Annotated in this window: 14 protein-coding genes and 1 tRNA gene; 8 read left to right on the top strand and 7 right to left on the bottom strand. The window is 69.4% G+C overall.

Annotated elements, in window-relative coordinates; translation table 11 throughout:
* Window positions 1-125: 125 nt before the first annotated feature.
* Together DL990_RS01165 and DL990_RS01160 are read right to left on the bottom strand one after the other, a co-directional pair.
* Window positions 126-210: transfer RNA gene (locus DL990_RS01165), tRNA-Ser, on the bottom strand.
* Between the two features lie 72 nt (window positions 211-282).
* Entirely contained in the window at window positions 283-1,029 is a 747-nt protein-coding gene (locus DL990_RS01160; RefSeq protein ID WP_125797648.1) for a PP2C family serine/threonine-protein phosphatase, read from the bottom strand.
* Between the two features lie 77 nt (window positions 1,030-1,106).
* On the opposite strand from DL990_RS01160, the gene DL990_RS01155 reads away from it, so the two are divergent.
* The 5 genes from DL990_RS01155 (at window position 1,107) to DL990_RS01135 (ending at window position 10,149) form a co-directional block, all read left to right on the top strand.
* Window positions 1,107-2,759, top strand: a complete 1,653-nt coding sequence (locus DL990_RS01155; protein WP_125797647.1) for an N-6 DNA methylase — start codon at window positions 1,107-1,109, stop codon at window positions 2,757-2,759.
* On the top strand, window positions 2,760-3,644 hold the full coding sequence (locus DL990_RS01150; protein WP_125784936.1) for a serine/threonine-protein kinase: 885 nt from the start codon (window positions 2,760-2,762) through the stop codon (window positions 3,642-3,644).
* A 94-nt stretch (window positions 3,645-3,738) separates the two neighbouring features.
* Window positions 3,739-4,389 (top strand): L,D-transpeptidase, encoded by a 651-nt coding sequence (locus tag DL990_RS01145; protein WP_125784937.1) that lies wholly within the window; start codon window positions 3,739-3,741, stop codon window positions 4,387-4,389.
* 193 nt (window positions 4,390-4,582) lie between these two features.
* Entirely contained in the window at window positions 4,583-7,240 is a 2,658-nt protein-coding gene (locus tag DL990_RS01140) for a PQQ-dependent sugar dehydrogenase (RefSeq protein ID WP_125797646.1), read from the top strand.
* Between the two features lie 86 nt (window positions 7,241-7,326).
* Window positions 7,327-10,149, top strand: coding sequence for a PQQ-dependent sugar dehydrogenase (locus DL990_RS01135; protein ID WP_125797645.1), 2,823 nt, complete (start codon window positions 7,327-7,329; stop codon window positions 10,147-10,149).
* Between the two features lie 355 nt (window positions 10,150-10,504).
* On the opposite strand, the gene DL990_RS01130 is transcribed toward DL990_RS01135, so the two are convergent.
* Window positions 10,505-12,055, bottom strand: coding sequence for a 3-hydroxyacyl-CoA dehydrogenase (locus DL990_RS01130; RefSeq protein WP_370451225.1), 1,551 nt, complete (start codon window positions 12,053-12,055; stop codon window positions 10,505-10,507).
* A 142-nt stretch (window positions 12,056-12,197) separates the two neighbouring features.
* Here DL990_RS01130 and DL990_RS01125 point away from each other — a divergent pair, with 142 nt between their 5' ends.
* Together DL990_RS01125 and DL990_RS01120 are read left to right on the top strand one after the other, a co-directional pair.
* Window positions 12,198-12,401, top strand: a complete 204-nt coding sequence (locus tag DL990_RS01125; RefSeq protein WP_125797644.1) for a hypothetical protein — start codon at window positions 12,198-12,200, stop codon at window positions 12,399-12,401.
* Window positions 12,402-12,426: 25 nt separating this feature from the next.
* Window positions 12,427-13,050: a TetR/AcrR family transcriptional regulator gene (locus DL990_RS01120; protein ID WP_125797643.1), complete on the top strand. Its 624-nt coding sequence runs from the start codon at window positions 12,427-12,429 to the stop codon at window positions 13,048-13,050.
* On the opposite strand, the gene DL990_RS01115 is transcribed toward DL990_RS01120, so the two are convergent.
* Entirely contained in the window at window positions 13,034-13,723 is a 690-nt protein-coding gene (locus DL990_RS01115) for a TetR/AcrR family transcriptional regulator (protein ID WP_199746174.1), read from the bottom strand. The genes DL990_RS01120 and DL990_RS01115 overlap by 17 nt on opposite strands.
* A 117-nt stretch (window positions 13,724-13,840) precedes the next feature.
* Here DL990_RS01115 and DL990_RS01110 point away from each other — a divergent pair, with 117 nt between their 5' ends.
* On the top strand, window positions 13,841-14,359 hold the full coding sequence (locus DL990_RS01110) for a nitroreductase/quinone reductase family protein (RefSeq protein ID WP_233620356.1): 519 nt from the start codon (window positions 13,841-13,843) through the stop codon (window positions 14,357-14,359).
* Window positions 14,360-14,600: 241 nt separating this feature from the next.
* Here DL990_RS01110 and DL990_RS01105 read toward each other — a convergent pair whose 3' ends face one another.
* The 3 genes from DL990_RS01105 to DL990_RS01095 form a co-directional block, all read right to left on the bottom strand.
* The gene (locus DL990_RS01105; protein ID WP_125784943.1) at window positions 14,601-14,807 is read right to left on the bottom strand and encodes a hypothetical protein; all 207 of its coding nucleotides are present in this window, start codon (window positions 14,805-14,807) and stop codon (window positions 14,601-14,603) included.
* A gap of 67 nt (window positions 14,808-14,874) precedes the next feature.
* On the bottom strand, window positions 14,875-15,531 hold the full coding sequence (locus DL990_RS01100; protein ID WP_125784944.1) for a response regulator transcription factor: 657 nt from the start codon (window positions 15,529-15,531) through the stop codon (window positions 14,875-14,877).
* On the bottom strand, window positions 15,528-16,697 hold the full coding sequence (locus tag DL990_RS01095) for a sensor histidine kinase (RefSeq protein ID WP_125797641.1): 1,170 nt from the start codon (window positions 16,695-16,697) through the stop codon (window positions 15,528-15,530). Before DL990_RS01095 ends, DL990_RS01100 begins: the two co-directional genes overlap by 4 nt.
* Window positions 16,698-16,738 lie beyond the last annotated feature (41 nt).

Genomic DNA, 16,738 nt, shown 5'->3' with positions numbered 1-16,738 from the left:
GGGACGTCGGGGGCTGGAACGACCACCATTGAACTTAGCGTGATCAACTGACTCTGTTAAGTGAAGGTCCTGCTAACTAATCAACAAGGCCCCGGACGTCGGAACGTCCGGGGCCTTGCTGACGGCGGAGGATACAGGATTCGAACCTGCGAGGGCGTGAACCCAACACGCTTTCCAAGCGTGCGCCTTAGGCCGCTCGGCCAATCCTCCGTGGGGAACTTTACCGGATGCCCTTTCGCCCCCTCGAAGGCGGGTCTGACCTGCGTTTGCGGCTTCCCGGGTTCAGGCGGGCGCGGGGGAGAGAACGTCGGCTACGACGCAGGTGATGTTGTCCGGTCCGCCGCCTTCGTTGGCCAGGTCGATCAGCCTCGGGACGGTCTCGGCGGGATCTTGGAACGCGCCGAGGACGTCCTTGATAACGGTTTCGACAACCGTTGCCGTTAACCCGTCCGAGCACAGCAGGAGACGGTCTCCGGGGGCGGCGTCGAAGGCCCAGATGTCCGCTTCGCCGCTCCCGGTGCTCAGGAGCGCCTTCATCAACAGCGAGCCACGAGGGTGCCCCTCGACCTCCGATGGGTCGATGCGGCCGTCGTCCGCGAGTGCCTGCGCGAGGGTGTGGTCGCGCGTGAAGCGCTGAAGTGTTCCTCCGCGGAGGAGATATCCCTTGGAGTCGCCGATGTGGGCGGCCGTGAAGTGCGAGCCGTCGAACAGCAACGCCGTCAGGGTGGTGCCCATGCCCCGCGTCTCGGGTTCCCGCTCGGCCGTCGCGGCGAGCCGGTCGTCGATGGTGCGCAGGCCGCCGGAGAGCACCTCGGCCAGGTCGACTTCCGCGAGGTCGAAACCGTGGAGGTCCGCGTCGAGCCGGGACAGGACGCCGACCGCCTCGGCGCTGGCCACCTCGCCGTGTGGCTGGCCGCCGATGCCGTCGGCGACCGCGAGCATCCTGGCGCTGGCGTAGACCGAGTCCTGGTTGACCTGGCGGCGCCGCCCGACGTCCGAGCCGGCCGCGTACCGAAGGGTGTACCTCATGGACCCCAGTAAAGCAGCTGTGTACTGAGTTCACAAACAAAGGGCTGGAATGCTCAGCTGTCGGTTACGATGCGCCGATGGAGGAGCAAGCCACCGTCAGTGCGGCGGACATCGCGCGGATCGCCGGCGTCGGCCGCGCCGCGGTGAGCAACTGGCGTCGACGGTACGGAGATTTTCCGCCGCCCGTCGGCGGGACGGCGTCGAGCCCCCTCTTTTCCCTGGTCCACGTCGAACACTGGCTGCGTGAGCGCGGCAAACCGGTCGAGATCTCGCTCGGGGACCGGATCTGGCAGCGGCTGCGGAACCTCGGCGACGACCTGTCGCTCGGCCTGCGGGTCGGCCGGGTGGGGTCGTACCTGTCGCGGCCCGGCGCGTGGACTTTCTCGCCCCGCTACGACGATGTCGAGCTGTTCGAACTGGTGGACCGCTTCGCCGACGAGCAGGGCCCGCGGGAGGCCTTCGAGTTCCTGTGCGAGCGCTACGTCGAGGCGCACTCCCGCCGGCTGTCCGTCACTCCCGAGCCGGTGGCCGCGCTGATGGCCCGGCTCATCGGTCCCGAACCCGGCGTCGTGCTCGACCCCGCGTGCGGGCTCGGGACCCTGCTGCTCGCCTCCGGCGGGACCCGGCTGCTCGGCCAGGTCGACGATCCGGCGACCTCGTGCATCGCCGCGCGTCGGCTGCTGCTCGCGGGGGCCGACATGGAGATGTACGGCGCGGACGCGCTGTCGATGGACTCCTACGAAGGGGTTCTCGCGGACGCCGTCGTCTGCGATCCGCCGTTCAACGAACGCGAATGGGGTTATGACGACCTGGTCGGCGACCCGCGCTGGGAGTACGGCCAGCCGCCGCGCGGCGAACCGGAACTGGCGTGGGTCCAGCACTGTCTCGCACATGTGAAGCCCGGCGGGCTGGTCGCGATCCGGATGCCGCCCGCCGCCGCCGGACGCCGCACCGGACGGCGGATCCGCGGGAACCTGCTGCGGGCCGGGGCTTTGCGCGCCGTGGTCACGGTCGGCGGGGCGGATCTCTGGCTGTTGCGGCGGCCGGAGCCCGGCGAGCGGCCGCCGTCCAGGGTGCTTCTGCTGGCCGATCCGTCCACTGTGGAGGAACAGTGGACGGCGCATCTGCGCGGCGTCGAGGTGCCGGGCGCGGTCCGGATCATCGACCTGCTCGACGAGGAGATCGACCTTTCTCCCTTGCGGTATCAGGCGCGGGACGAACACGCGGGTGAGGCGTTCCTGGAAGTCCGGAAGCGGTTCGACGGGATCCGGCCGGAACTGCCGTCGCTGGCGGTTTCCGACGAGAAGCCGGCGTTCACCACGATCGGCGAGCTGTTGAAGTCCGGCCTGCTCATCGTGCCGGAATCGGTGGAAGAGGGCGATGTCGTCGCGTCGCCCGCCGTACCCGCGTATGTCCACAGTGGAGAGACGGTCACGGTGGAGCCGACGATGTCCAAGTACCGCACCGATCCCGAACGGCTGGACGCCGCGTTCCTCGCCGGTTGCCTGCGCGCGGCCGGGCAGGTCGCACCGACCTCGTCGACCAGGATCGACCTCAAGCGCACCCGGATCCCGCGCCTGCCCATCGAGACGCAGCGGGCCTACGGGGCGGCGTTCACCCGGCTCGCCGCTTTCGAGGACGCCCTGCGCGAGGCGGCGGAATCGGGCCTGGAGCTGGTACGGCTAGGCTTGACCGGTCTGACGGAAGGTCAACTGAGGCCGGGGAATTAGGTGCTGATCGCGGACCGTTACGAACTCGACGAGCTGCCGCTCGGCCGGGGTGGGATGGGCGCGGTCTACGCGGGCCACGACCGGCATCTCGGCCGCCGCGTGGCGGTGAAGTTCCTCGGGCTTCCCGGCGGTCCGGACGCCGAACTCGAGCAGCGGTTCATCCGCGAGGCGCGGATCCTCGCGACCCTGGAACACGCGGGCGCGCCGACGCTATACGACTTCGGCACCTACGACGAGCGGCTGTACCAGGTCATGCAGTTCATCGAGGGCGTGACCGTCGCCGATCTCGCCGCCGAACACGGGCCGCTGCCGGTGCCGTGGGCGGCCGCGATCGCGGCGCAGGCCTGCGCCGTGCTGTCCGCCGCGCACGCGCTTTCCATCTGCCACCGCGATCTCAAGCCCACCAACCTGATGTTGTGTCCCGACGGCAGCGTGAAGGTGCTCGACTTCGGGCTCGCGATGCTGCGTGAGACCGACGTCGCCCAGTTCACCCGCGCCGGGCAGATCCTGGGCACCCCCGCGTACATGGCGCCCGAGCAGATCCAGCGCGGGATCGCCGGGCCACGCAGCGATCTGTACGCGCTGGGCTGCGTCCTGCACGAAATGCTGACCGGCAGGCAGCTCTTCACCGGCCCGACGGCGTACGCGGTCTTCGAGAAGCAGGTCAAGGAGAGCCCGGCCGAAGTGGACGGTGTCCCGGATGGACTGAGGGTGCTGCTCGCGGATCTCCTGGAGAAGGACCCGGAACGGCGTCCGTCCGACGCGGACGAACTGTTCGGGCGGCTGGCCGTGTTCGCGCGGGACCTGCCGCCGCTGCCCGGATACCTGGACGAAGGCGCCAATCCGGGCCGGATGTACGCGCGGGTCGTCGGCCGCGTGCCCTGAGACGCGATCGTGACCTTCCGATCAACAACCCCGGACGGGCGACCTCCGTCTTTACCCATGTCAGCGGGACTACGGGCAAACGGGGGTACGGGTCGTGAAGAAGTTCCTGGTGGGGGTGAGCGCGCTGGCCACGGCGCTGGTGCTGACCGCGTGTTCCGGCGACGCCGGCGGCAGCGCGCCCGGTGGCGGCGCCGTCGCGCAGGGCGACCCGGCGGGCGGGACCACGACCACGTCGGCGCCTGTCACGTCGGCGCCTGCCACGTCTTCGCAGACGCCTACGCCCAGTAGCTCCAGCTCCAAGCCGAAGCCGACGTCCTCGAAGCCCAAGCCGACGCCGAAACCCACGCCGAAACCGGCGGCCAAGCCCGCCGCCAACGCCGCCGCGGTCCCCTGCAAGGCCGCGCTGGCCTCGCCGGGCGTGAGCGCCTGCGTGGACCTTTCCGCGCTGAAGACGTGGCTGCTGCAGGACGGCAAGGTCATCTACGGCCCGGTCAAGCAGCTGCCCGGCAAGAAGGGCCACGCAACGCCGACCGGGGTCTTCCACGTTTCGGCCAAGGTCAAGAACTACCACTCGAAGCAGTTCGACGCGCCGATGCCGAACTCGGTGTTCTTCCTGCCGGGCATCGCGTTCCACACCGGCAGCCTCTCGGTGTACTCGCACGGCTGCATCCACCTGTCCGCGGCGGCTTCGCAGAAGTACTTCACGACACTGCAGAGCGGCGACGTGGTGCAGGTCGTGGCCTGAGGGTCGCGACGGCGAGTGGGCCAGGTGGGTCGTGAGTGGCGATTCGGGTTCTAACCCGAATCGCCACTCACGACCACCGTGAGGCAGCGCTCTCGTGCGGATCATTGCGGTTCGGTTGCGTTGAGCCGAAGGCCGCAATGACCCGGCCTTCCCCGGCGACGTGCCATGACACGCCGGAAGTGGGGAAGCGCCGATGAAGCTGAGCTGGGCACTCACTCGCATACTCGTGGCCTTGTCGGTTGCCATCCTGCTTCTCCCGGGATGGGTGGGCGCTCCGGAAGCGAGCGCGGCGCCCACCCTGCCGTCCGGCTTCGTGTTGCGTGATCAGCCGAGCGGTCAGGCCGCGTTCGACCTGACCGATTTCGCTTATCTGCCGGACGGTTCGGTGCTCAGCATCGGCAAGAGCGGCCAGGTCGCCTGGGTGCCCGTGGCCGGCCCGGCACGGACGGTCGCGTCCCTTCCCGTCCACGACATCGGAGATCTCGGTCTCGTCGGCCTCGCCGTCGCCCCGGATTTCGCCACGTCGCGCCGGATCTACCTCGCGTGGTCGTTCGACACGGGCGGTGGCGCGTTCACCATGCGGGTGGCGCGCTGGACGGTGACCGGCGCGGACGTCCCCACCGGCCTCGCGAACGAACGGGTGCTCGTCGACCTTCCCGGGTTCCACAACGTCCACGGAGTCTCCGGGCTCGTCGCGGCACCGGACGGGACGTTGTGGATCTCCATCGGTGACGCCGCCGACTTCACCAGGATGGATCCGGGCGCGTTGCGCGCACTCGACCTCGATCAGCTGTACGGCAAGATCCTGCACGTCACACCGGATGGCGCCGGTGTGCCCGGCAACCCTTACTACTCCACCGCGGCGCCGGATTCGAATCGCTCCAAGGTGTTCTCCAGCGGTTACCGCAGCCCGTTCCGGTTCTCCCTCGACCCGCGGCTCGGCCTGCCGGTCGTGGGCGACGTCGGCTGGAACACCTGGGAGGAGGTCGACATCGTGCGGCCGGGTGCGAACCACGGCTGGCCTTGCTGGGAAGGGAATTCCCCCACGCCCGGGTACGCAGGCCTCGCCGGTTGCGCGGGTGTGGTCAACACGCCGCCGATCACCGCCTACCACCACGGTTCCGGGATCGACGAGGGAAACAGCGTCACCGCCGGGATCGTCTACAGTGGATCGTCCTATCCGGACGAATACCGCGGCGCCTTCTTCTTCGGCGACTACGTCACGCAGAAGATCTGGACGATGACGTACGACAGTCAGGGTAGGCTCGTCCAAGCACCGCAACGGCCGCCGAAGTTCACCGGTGTCGGCGGTCCGGTCAAGTTCGCGGCGGCGGCCAACGGCGACATCGTGTACGCCGACATCCACACCGGGAACCTGCGGCGGCTCAGCTATCCGGGGACGAACGCGGAACCGGTCGCGGTGGCGACGTCGAGCACCGAGCCGTCGACGAGGACGGTGACCTTCGACGGCGCCGGGTCCTACGACTTCGACGGCGATCCGCTGACCTACCACTGGGATTTCGGCGACGGTACGAGCCAGACCGGGGTCCGGGTGACCCACGCCTACGGTGCCGGAATGACGAGTGCGACCGCGCGGCTCACCGTCACCGACCGGCTCGGTGCCTCCGGCGGCACCGATGTCGTCGTGGTGCCGGGAAACCATTCGCCGGATCCGGTGCTGACGGATCCCGGCGCGCGGACCTTCGCGGTCGGGGAACCGGTCGTCGTCGGGGTGACGGCGACCGACGCCGAGGACGGCGCGCTGCCGGTCGCCTGGACCACGCTGATCCGGCACTGCCCGGAGGAGGCGACCTGTCACGCGCATCCCGGTTCGCCGGGCGGCGGACCGGCTTTCACCGTGCCCTTCACCGATCACCAGGACTCCCGCGTCGAGATCACCGCGACGGTGACCGACGGTGCCGGGGTGGCGGCGAGCAGGACCTACGTCGCCATGCCGCGTGAGCACCGGCTGACGCTGACCGGCAGTGTTCCCGCGGCGTTGAGCATCCCGGCCGAGGGCGGGGTGAACACGGCGATGGTGACCGAGGGGGCGACGTTCGAGGTGGTGGCGGAGGAGGTCGCCGCGGACGGCGTTTCGACGTTCGTGAACTGGTCCGACGGGAGGACCTCGCGCACGGTGACCGTCACCGTCCCGGGGCACGACCTGACCATGACCGCGAACTACCTCACCCCGATCGACAAGCGCTATCAGGCGGAACCCGCGCTGCGGCAACGGCTCGGCGCGCCGACCGGGCCCGAGATCACCGACGGGACCGTGCGCTACCGGGCGTACGCGGGCGGCAGGCTCTACTGGAGCGCCGAGACCGGCGTGAAGCAGATCGAAGGCGAGATCCTCAAGAAGTACCTCGGGCTCGGCGGGCACCGGAAGTTCGGCCCGCCGGCGACGGACGAGACCGGCACTCCGGACGGCGTCGGCCGGTACAACCACTTCCCGAACTGGCCCGGCACTTCGCAGTCCTCGATCTACTGGACGCCGTCGACCGGCGCGCATCCGGTGTACGGGCGGATCCGGGTCAAATGGGCGGCACTGGGCTGGGAGAGGGGGCCGCTCGGCTACCCGGCGACGGACGAGCTGCCGACCCCCGACGGGATCGGCAGGTACAACCACTTCACGAAGGCGGGCTCGGTCTACTGGACGATGGCCACCGACTCGCACGCGATCTACGGGGCGATCCGGCAGCGCTGGGCGGCGCTCGGCTGGGAGCGGTCGTACCTGCGCTACCCGTCGACGGACGAGTTCGGCATCCCCATCGGACGGCAGAACAGCTTCCAAGGCGGCTACGTCACGTGGAACCGGAGCACGGGGCAGGTGATCGACCGAAGGTGGTGATCACAATTCGATAAAGGCACTCGAAAGTGTGAAATGCCCACCTGGGCCCCGTCGATGAGACGTTCGACTGGGGAAGGGGCCCTTGCATGCCTTCGAAATTCCGCGCGCTCTGTCACGCCGTCGTGACGTTGCTGATAGTGACCTTGCTGGTGCCGCTGACGTCGACTTCCGCGTCCGCCGCACCCGTTATGCCACCCGGCTTCGTCCTGCGTGACCAGCAGAGCGGGCAGGCTCCATACGACCTGACCGACTTCGCCTACCTGCCCGACGGCTCGATGCTCACCACCGGAAAGCAGGGCAACGTCGCCTGGGTGTCCACCACCGGACAGGCGCAGAGCATCGCGACCCTGCCCGTTCGCAGCACCGGTGACCTCGGGCTGGTCGGTATCGCGATCGCACCCGACTACGCCACCTCCCGCGTGATCTACACGGCCCGCGCGGTCGATGTCGCCGGCGGCGGGATCGCCCTGCGCGCCTCGCGCTGGACCGTCTCCGGCACCGACCGGCCGACCGGGCTGACCGGGGAGAAGGTGCTCATCGAGGGCGCCGCCAACACCGACATCCACGGCATCACCGGTGTCGTGGCCGCCCCCGACGGCACGGTGTGGGTCTCGACCGGCGACAGCTCCCGCTTCCAGGGCGCGGCCGACCCGTTCGCGCTCAACGTGTACGACCTCGACAAGATCTTCGGCAAGATCTTCCACATCACCGCGGACGGCGCCGGCGTGCCGGACAACCCCTACTACACCGCGGCGAACCCGAACTCGCTGCGTTCCAAGGTGTTCGCGAGCGGCTTCCGCAGCCCGTTCCGGTTCAGCCTCGACGCCAGCACCGGCCTGCCGGTGGTCGGCGACGTCGGCTGGGGCACCTGGGAAGAGATCAACTTCGTCCAGAAGGGCGCGAACCACGGCTGGCCGTGTTTCGAGGGCAACCAGCCCGCCGACGGCTTTTCCGCGATGCCGCAGTGCGCTTCGGCCGTGAACACCCCGCCGATGCTGGCGATCCGCCACGGACAGGGCGTCGACAACGGCAACAGCATCACCGCGGGCATTGTCTACAATGGAGAGTCGTACCCGGAGGAATACCGCGGCGCGTACTTCTTCGGCGACTACGCCACCCAGAAGCTCTGGACGGCCAAGTACGACACGCAGGGCCGCGTCGTCCGCCCGCAGGAGACGCCGCCGAAGTTCACCGGCATCGGCGGTCCGGTCAAGTTCCTCGCCGCGGCCAACGGCGACATCGTGTACGCCGACATCTACACCGGCATGCTGCGACGGCTCAGCTACACCACCGGGAACAAGGCGCCCGTCGCGGTGGCGACTTCGGAGACGAACCCCGAAACCCGCACGGTCTCCTTCGACGGCAGCGGTTCCTACGACTTCGACAACGACCCGCTGACCTACGAGTGGGACTTCGGCGACGGCACCACCGGCACCGGCGCGAAGGTCAGCCACACCTACGCGGCCGGGACCGAGAAGTTCACCGCGAAACTGACGGTGAAGGACGGCCTGCAGGCCTCCGGGAGCACGGACATCGCCGTGGCGCCCGGAAACCACTCGCCGAAGCTCGTCATGACCGACCCCGGTGACCGCCTGTTCGCGGTCGGCGAGGAGGTCAAGGTCGGCGCGACCATCACCGACACCGAGGACGGCGCCCTCCCGGTCACCTGGACCACGCTGGTCCGGCACTGCCCGGAGAACGCGGTCTGCCACGCGCATCCGGACCGCGGCGGCACCGGCCCCGAGTTCACCATGCCGTTCACCGACCACACGGACTCCAACCTGGAGTTCACCGCGACGGCGACCGACAGCGCCGGCGTCACGGTCTCGAAGACCTATGTCGCGAAGCCGCGCGAACACCGGCTGACCCTCACCAGCAACGTCGCCGCGGCGCTCGGCATCACGCCGGAAGGCGGCGCCACCTCGGCGATGGTGGTCGAAGGCGCGACCGTCGAGATCCAGGCGGCCGAGGTCGCTTCCGACGGTTCGTCGACCTTCACCGGCTGGTCCAACGGGGCCACCGGGCGGCTGACGAACATCACCATGGGCACCGTCGACCAGACGATCACGGCGAACTACATCACGCCGATCGACAAGCGCTACCGCGACGAACCCGCGCTGGCGCAACGACTCGGCGCCCCGACCGCACCCGAAGCCGTCGACGGCACGGTCCGCTTCCGCACCTACGAGCGTGGGCGGCTGTACTGGTCGAAGGACACGGGCGTCAAGCAGATCGAAGGCGAGATCCTCAAGAAGTACCTCGCCGCCGGTGGGCATGTGAAGTTCGGTCCGCCCGCCACCGATGAACAGGCCACTCCGGACGGTGTCGCCCGGTACAACCACTTCCCGGTCTGGCCCGGCGTTCTGCAGTCGTCGATCTACTACACCGTGAACACCGGAGCCCACCCGATCTACGGCAGGATCCGGCAGAAGTGGGCGTCGCTCGACTGGGAGCGGGGACCGCTGGGTTACCCGAGCACCGACGAGGCGGGCACTCCGGACGGGCTCGGCCGCTACAACCACTTCAGCAAGGCCGGTTCGATCTACTACACCGTCCAGACGGACGCGAGGGCGATCTACGGCCGGATCCGCGTCCGCTGGGCGGCGCTCGGCTGGGAAGCCGGGCCCATGGGATACCCGGCCACGGACGAGGCGGCGACCCCGGACGGCGTCGGCCGGTACACCCACTTCACCAAGGCCGGTTCCATCTACTGGTCGATGGCGACCGACGCGCACGGCGTGTGGGGCGAGATCCGCAAGCGCTGGGCGGCGCTCGGCTGGGAACGTTCTTACCTGCGTTACCCGACCACCGACGAAATGGTCGTCACCGGTGGAAGGCAGAACAACTTCCAGGGTGGCTACGTGTTCTGGAACGCCTCCAACGGTGCGGTGACCGACCGCCCCTGGTAGGCACTGATCGCGCGTGAAGGCCCCCTTCACGCGCTTGGGGGTCCGGAGTGAAGGGGGCCCGGGTGGGGCAGGCCGCGGTGACGTTGCGAAAGCCACTTTCGCAACGTCAGATGTCCCGAAAGTGGCTTTCGCGACGCGGCCGCTGGGTGGGTTGGTGAAGTACATGAAGGCCCCCATCCTTGCGCCTGGCGCAAGGATGGGGGCCTTCATGTACTGGGGAAGGTGTGAAGGTCGAGTTTCCTCGGCTGAGCCGAGGCAAGGAGTCCTTCACGGACTGGCCGCTACCCGGCCCACCCCAGGTATCTGAACCACTCTTGGCCAGAACGACCCCAAATACTCATGACCCACTCGACCCTCAGCGCTGGAGGTCGGCGGGGACGGTGCCCGTCGAGGCGAGCGGCAGGCCGAGCGCGACCCGTTCGGTCAGCCAGGCGCTCGGCCGGTAGCGCTGGTCGCCGGTGCTCGCGACGAGGCCGCGCAGGACCCGCAGCACGAGGTCCGCGCCCGCTTCGTCGCCCCAGGTCAGCGGGCCGCGCGGGTAACCGAGGCCGAGCCGGACGGCGGTGTCGATGTCCTCCGGTGTGGCGAGGCGCTGTCCGGCGATGAAGCAGGCGGTGTTGACGATCGACGCCAGCAGCCGCTGCGCGATCGGCGCGGGGCCGTCGCGGACCACGGTCACCGGCAGCCCGGTCGCGGCGAGCGCGCCCCAGGCGGTGCGGCCGGCGGCCGGGTCGAGTGCGGGGTGGACCGAAAGCGTCAGGCGTTTCCCGTAGCCGCCGAGAGGGTCGACGCCGACGACCCGTTCCGCCGGGAGGCCCGCGGCCAGTGCCGTGTCCACAGTGGACGAACCGATCGGGCTGACGATCAGGACCGTGTCCGGGTAGGCGGAGTGCACGACCTGGATTCCGGCCGCCGAGAGCAGCGTGCCGAGCCGTTCGTCGTCGACCCACACGGGAGTGGTGGGGGCCTCCGGCGCGGCAGGCTCCGGCTCCACCTGCTGTTGCCCGTCGACGTAACTGTAGAAGCCCTCGCCGTTCTTGCGTCCGAACAGCCCGGCGGCGACGCGGGGACGCGTCAGCCACGACGGCCGCAGTCGCGGTTCGCCGTGGAAGCCGCTCCAGATGCTTTCGAGCACGGCATGTGAGACGTCGAGGCCGGTGAGGTCCAGCAGTTCGAACGGGCCGAGTTTCAAGCCGAGCACGTCACGCGCGACGCGGTCCACCTCGGCCGGGGTCGCGATCCCTTCGGCGAGGATCTGCAGCGCCTCGGTGCCCAGCCCGCGGCCGGCGTGGTTGACCAGAAAGCCCGGCGCGTCGCGGGCGAGGACGGGTTCGTGTCCCCAGCCGCGGACGAGTTCGGTCACGGCGGGCGGCAGCCACGTGGCCGTCCGCGCGCCGGGCACGACCTCGACCAGCCGCATCAGCGGGACCGGATTGAAGAAGTGCAGGCCGAGCAGGCGGCCCGGATCGGTCAGCGCGGCACCGATCCCGGTGACCGAAAGCGAGCTGGTGTTGGTGGCGAACACGGTGTCCGGGCCGCAGACCCGTTCCAGTTCGGCGAACAGCGCGCGTTTGATCTCCAGGTCCTCGCGGACCGCTTCGATGACGAGGTCGACACCGTCGGCGGGGGCCAGCGGGTCTTCGGCCGCGATCAGCCTGCCTTTCGCGGCCGTGGCGGCCTCTTCGGTGATCCTGCCCTTCGAGGCGAGCTTGCCGAGCATCGCGCCGACGTGGTCGATGGCCTCGCCGACGGCGTCGGGCCGGGCGTCGGCGAGCTCGACCTCGAGCCCCGCCGTCACGGCGAGCTGGACGATGCCCCGGCCCATCACCCCGGTTCCGATGACCCGGATCCTGCCGACCTGCTCCGCCCACTTCTCCACCGCGAGCCGCCTTTCCCTCGATGTCATCCTCGGCGTGACGCTAGCCGCCACGCGGGTATCTCGCCCGGAAGGGTGATCCGTGCCCCGCTCGGCGTAAGGCCACCGACCCGGCGCGGTCCCCTCCGCGAAGACCGAGTGTTTCGCGCCCCACCCCGAAGGGAAAGCCCCCATGGTGACCGTCCCCGCCGCCACAGCCGTCCGGACCACGCCGTTGCTCCTCGTCGCCGTTCTCTTCGGCGCGGTCGCCGCGTTCTTGGCGAGCCAGGCCTTGTGGTCGCTCACCGCCGTGGCCGTCGTGGTCGCCGCAGCCGTTCTCGCGGGCGGGGTGTGGCTGACCGGCCGGGAGAACGGACGTTCTCCCGCTGAGAGCTGATTCGGCACAGCTCTAAGATCGCCGTGTGACGGCGAAGCGCTTGACGCGGGAAGAAAGCCGCGAGCAGACCAGACAGCGCCTGCTCGCGGCGGCCGCCGAGCTGTTCTCCGAACGCGGGGTCAACGGCACGTCCGTCGAGCAGATCGCCGAACGAGCCGGATTCACCCGAGGGGCCTTCTACGGCAACTTCGACGGCAAGCACGAGCTGGTCGTCGAACTGCTGCGCCGCCGGACCCAGCGCGAGGCCGAAGAGGTCTCCGCGCTGCGTGAGGGCGTCGGCTCCTTCGTGGAGATGATGGACCGCCTGCGCGCGTGGAACGTCGAACGCGCCGAACACCTCGCCGGCTGGCTGACCCTGCGCACCGAGTTGGCTCTTTACGCGCTGCGGAATCCCGACGCGCGCCCGCTCGTCGGCGAAGGCGAGAAGTCGACAAGGGCACTGCTGGAGACCTCGATCCGGACCGAGCTCGCCGCGCGGGGCGCGGAACCGCCCGCGGATCCGGCCTTCCTCGCGTTGATCCTGCACGCGCTCGAAGACGGTCTCCTGTTGCAGCGTTTCCTCAGTCCCGAGGGGACCGGCGACGAGGACGTGGTGGACGCCGTCCAGTTGCTGATGCGGTCTTGGACCGCGCTCAGCCGGTCATCTTGATCCCGGTGAACTCGGCCATCTGACGGATCCCGTGCGCGAAGAAGGCGTCCGAAGGGTCGACGGAGCCGACGTACTGGCCGAACAGCTCGAAGTTGATCATCCCGAACAGCTGGGTCCAGGCCATGAGCAGCCGGGAGGCCGTCTCGGGCGCCAGGTTGATCTTGAGGATCTCGGTGACGGCGTCGAGCTGGTGCAGTAGCTCGACAGGCATCTCGCCGACCTCGGTCTCGACCCGGAGATTCGCGTCGCGCAGGACCGCGACCAGCGCGAACGCCACCCGGCCCGCGGGTGCGACGGTGTCCTGCGGGGCCTGGTAGCCGGGGATCGGCGAGCCGTAGATCAGCGCGTACTCGTGCGGGTGCGCCTTCGCCCAGGTGTGGACCGCGTGCCAGATCGACTCCCACCTCGCCAGCGAGGACTTCTTGGGGTCGTCGGCCGCCTCCGCGGCCTCGCCGACGGCGTTGTAGGCGTCGACGATCAGCGCGGTCAGCAGCTGCTCACGGCTGGAGAAGTACCGGTAGAGCGCCGACGAGACCATGCCCAGCTCCCGCGCGACCGCGCGGAGCGAGAGGCCGAGCGCACCGACCTCGGCGAGCTGGCGGCGGGCTTCGTCCTTGATCTCACGGGTGAGCTCGGCTCGGGCGCGTTCGCGCGCGGTCTGGGTGGCAGCCATGCCCTCACCATAGAGCATCGCACCTAAACGAGAGCACTGCTCTTGACACGATGCACTGCTCTGGTGTTCACTGCTCTTAACAGAGAGCACTGCTCTCGCAGACTTCGAGGAGCCGAGATGACCGCCACTTCCCCCGCCGCTGACGCCGCCACCCCCAGCGTCACCGCCTCCAGCACCACTGCCGCCGGCACTACTGCCGCCGCCACTCGCTACGTCAAGCCGGCCAAGGCCACCAACGCGTTCAACGAGTTCGTGCTCAAGCTGACGAAGCTCGGCGTCTCGGTCCTGGGCAGCCGGGTGCTCTCGGTCCGGGGCCGGAAAAGCGGCGAACTGCGCTCGGTCCCGGTCAACCTGCTGAAACTGGACGGGGAGCGCTACCTGGTCGCGCCGCGCGGTGTCACGCAGTGGGTGCGCAACCTGCGCGTCGCGGGTGAGGGACAGCTGAGCGTCGGGCGCCGGACCGAGACGTTCACCTACACCGAACTCGCCGACCACGAGAAGCCGGTGATCCTGCGTGCGTACCTCAAGCGCTGGAAGTTCGAGGTCGGCGTGTTCTTCGACGGTGTCGACGCGAAGGCCTCCGACGAAGAACTGCTGGCGATCGCGCCCGGCTACCCGATCTTCAAGATCGCCTGATGTCGCGAGTTCCGTCTCCGATCACGCGAGTCGCACCTCTGGTCACGCGTGTCGCGCCCCTGATCACGTGAGTTCGCCGATCCCGCACAACAAGCTCGCGTGACCGACCCGGGCGACTCACGTGATCAGAAGCGGTACTCGCGTGATCGGGCGCGTAACTCACGTGATTGAAGGCGGGACTCGCGTGATCCGTCTCCGATCACGCATGCCGGCGGAGGTCCGAAAGCGTGAAAGGCCGCGGCTAGTCCTCGGTGGGGGCCCGCCGGGTGCGGCGGGCGGTGGCCGCCACCAGCACCACCCCGACCAGGAACGCGACGAGCCCGATCAGGAACCACAGTTTCTGCCCGGTCATGAAGCTGCCGGTCAGCACGCCGGCGCCCTGGAGCACCCAGACGCCGCCCACCAGCAGGAAGACCAGTCCGATCGTGAGCGTCACCCAGCGTTTCATCCACGGCTCCCCGCCTCGACGTGCCCTGCGGTGATTCTGGCACCGGGAGCCCCGTCCGGCGAACCGATCATCGTCTGCCGACGAGGCCGTTCCGGAACGCGTAGACGACGGCGTGCACCCGGTCGCGCAACCCCAGTTTGGCGAGGATACGGGAAACGTGGGTCTTCACCGTCTCTTCGCCCACGTGCAGATGCGCGGCGATTTCCGCGTTGCTGGAGGCGTCGGCGACGAGCATGAGGACTTCGCGTTCGCGTGAGGTGAGCCGTTCCAGTTCCGCCGGTTCGGCGGCCGCGGGTTCGATGCTGGTGGCGAAGGTCGACACGAGCCGCCGGGTCACCGTCGGGTCGATCAGCGCGTCTCCGCGTGCGGCGACACGCATGGCCGAGACGAGTTCCTCGGGCGCGAGGCTCTTCAACAGGAACCCGCTCGCACCGGCGCGCAGCGCGCGGTACACATACTCGTCGGAGTCGTAGGTCGTCAGCACGAGGACGCGGGTGTCGTTACCGGGCGCGGACATGATCGCCTCGGTCGCGGCCAGACCGTCCAATTTGGGCATCCGGACATCGAGCACGGCGACGTCCGGGCGCAGCGCGGCCGCCTGTGCGACGGCTTCGCGTCCGTCCGCTGCCTCGCCGGCGCATTCGAAGTCCGCCTGGGTGTCCAGCACCGCGCGCATCCCGGACCGGAACATCGCGTGGTCGTCCGCCAGCAGAACCCGGATCACTGTGCCTCCAAAGGAAAACCGACTCTAATCCGCCAGTGCCGCCCGTCGTCGAGCGGTCCGCATTCCGCCTGGCCGCCGAACAACGCGACCCGTTGCCGGATTCCGGCGAGACCGCGTTTCGTCGACTCGGCCGACGTGTTCGGGCGGCCCATCTCGTTCGTGATCGTGAGGACGACCTCCGTCCGCCGGTAGGCGAGGTCGATCTCGACGATCCCGCCGCGGCCGTGCCGGAGCGCGTTCGTCAGCGCCTCCTGCGCGATGCGGTACAGCGCGATGTCCACCGAACCCGGGAGTTCCCGCGGCCCGCCGTGGGTGGTCAGCCGCGCGGGCAGCCCGGCGGTGCGGAGGTTGTCGAGCAGCTCGTCGAGGTTGTCCAACCCCGGCTGCCGCTGCGCGTCGTCGTTCTCCTTGCCGTGCAAGAGATCCAGCAGACGCCGCAGATCGGCCATCGCGGCCCGGCCGGACGATTCGACGGCGGAGAGCGAACGCCGCACGGCGGGTTCTCCCTCCGGTAGCCCGAGCCGCGCGGCGCCGGCGTGCACGCCGATCGCGCTGACGTGGTGGGAGATCACGTCGTGCAGGTCGCGGGCGATCGTCGTGCGTTCTTCGGCGACGGCCCGGCGGACGGCCTCGGCTTCGTGTTGCCGCCGTTGTTCCTCCGCGCGCTGGAGATCGGCGATGTACGCGCGCCGCGCGGTCGTGTAGCGGCCGACCATCCACGGCAGCAGCCCGCTCACGCCGACGTCGATGATCAGCACGCGCCAGTCCCGATCGCCCCGGTCGACCGGGATGAGGTTGCAGGCGACGAGACCGGCGAGCATCGCGGCGAGTGCGGCCAGCGCGGGTCTGGTCGCGAGCCAGGCGCCGGCGCGGTAGCCCGCGATCAGCACGCCCGCGTTCGTGGCCTGCAGGTAGTGGTCGTACGGGTACAGCAGGATCGGCGCGGCGACGAGCAGGGCGGCGTGCGCGGCGGAAACCCAGCCTGAGTAACGCGAAGGCCCGGCGAGCGCGGCATTGGCGAGGATTCCACCTACCAGCAGCACCCACACCTGCCAGCCGAGCGAGAGCGGTGGTCCGCCGATGAGATACAGCCCGGCGTCGGCGGCCAGGCAGACGGCCGCGACCGCATACGCCTGTCTCGCCAGCGAACCACTGATGTCCCGCACGCGCCCAACTCTGCCCTATTTTCGCTGGACAGGGGTTCCTA

The sequence above is a fragment of the Amycolatopsis sp. WAC 01416 genome (assembly GCF_003947485.1).
GTDB lineage: Bacteria > Actinomycetota > Actinomycetes > Mycobacteriales > Pseudonocardiaceae > Amycolatopsis.
The sequence above is the reverse complement of the archived record's forward strand: the minus strand, read 5'-3'. Positions and strand labels throughout refer to the sequence as shown.

Bases quoted from the DNA above. Each gene is read 5' to 3' on its own strand.
- DL990_RS01160 (WP_125797648.1), bottom strand. From the start codon at position 1,029: ATGAGGTACACCCTTCGGTACGCGGCCGGCTCGGACGTCGGGCGGCGC.
- DL990_RS01155 (WP_125797647.1), top strand. From the start codon at position 1,107: ATGGAGGAGCAAGCCACCGTCAGTGCGGCGGACATCGCGCGGATCGCC.
- DL990_RS01140 (WP_125797646.1), top strand. From the start codon at position 4,583: ATGAAGCTGAGCTGGGCACTCACTCGCATACTCGTGGCCTTGTCGGTT.
- DL990_RS01135 (WP_125797645.1), top strand. From the start codon at position 7,327: ATGCCTTCGAAATTCCGCGCGCTCTGTCACGCCGTCGTGACGTTGCTG.
- DL990_RS01130 (WP_370451225.1), bottom strand. From the start codon at position 12,055: ATGACATCGAGGGAAAGGCGGCTCGCGGTGGAGAAGTGGGCGGAGCAG.
- DL990_RS01125 (WP_125797644.1), top strand. From the start codon at position 12,198: ATGGTGACCGTCCCCGCCGCCACAGCCGTCCGGACCACGCCGTTGCTC.
- DL990_RS01115 (WP_199746174.1), bottom strand. From the start codon at position 13,723: ATGGCTGCCACCCAGACCGCGCGCGAACGCGCCCGAGCCGAGCTCACC.
- DL990_RS01110 (WP_233620356.1), top strand. From the start codon at position 13,841: ATGACCGCCACTTCCCCCGCCGCTGACGCCGCCACCCCCAGCGTCACC.
- DL990_RS01105 (WP_125784943.1), bottom strand. From the start codon at position 14,807: ATGAAACGCTGGGTGACGCTCACGATCGGACTGGTCTTCCTGCTGGTG.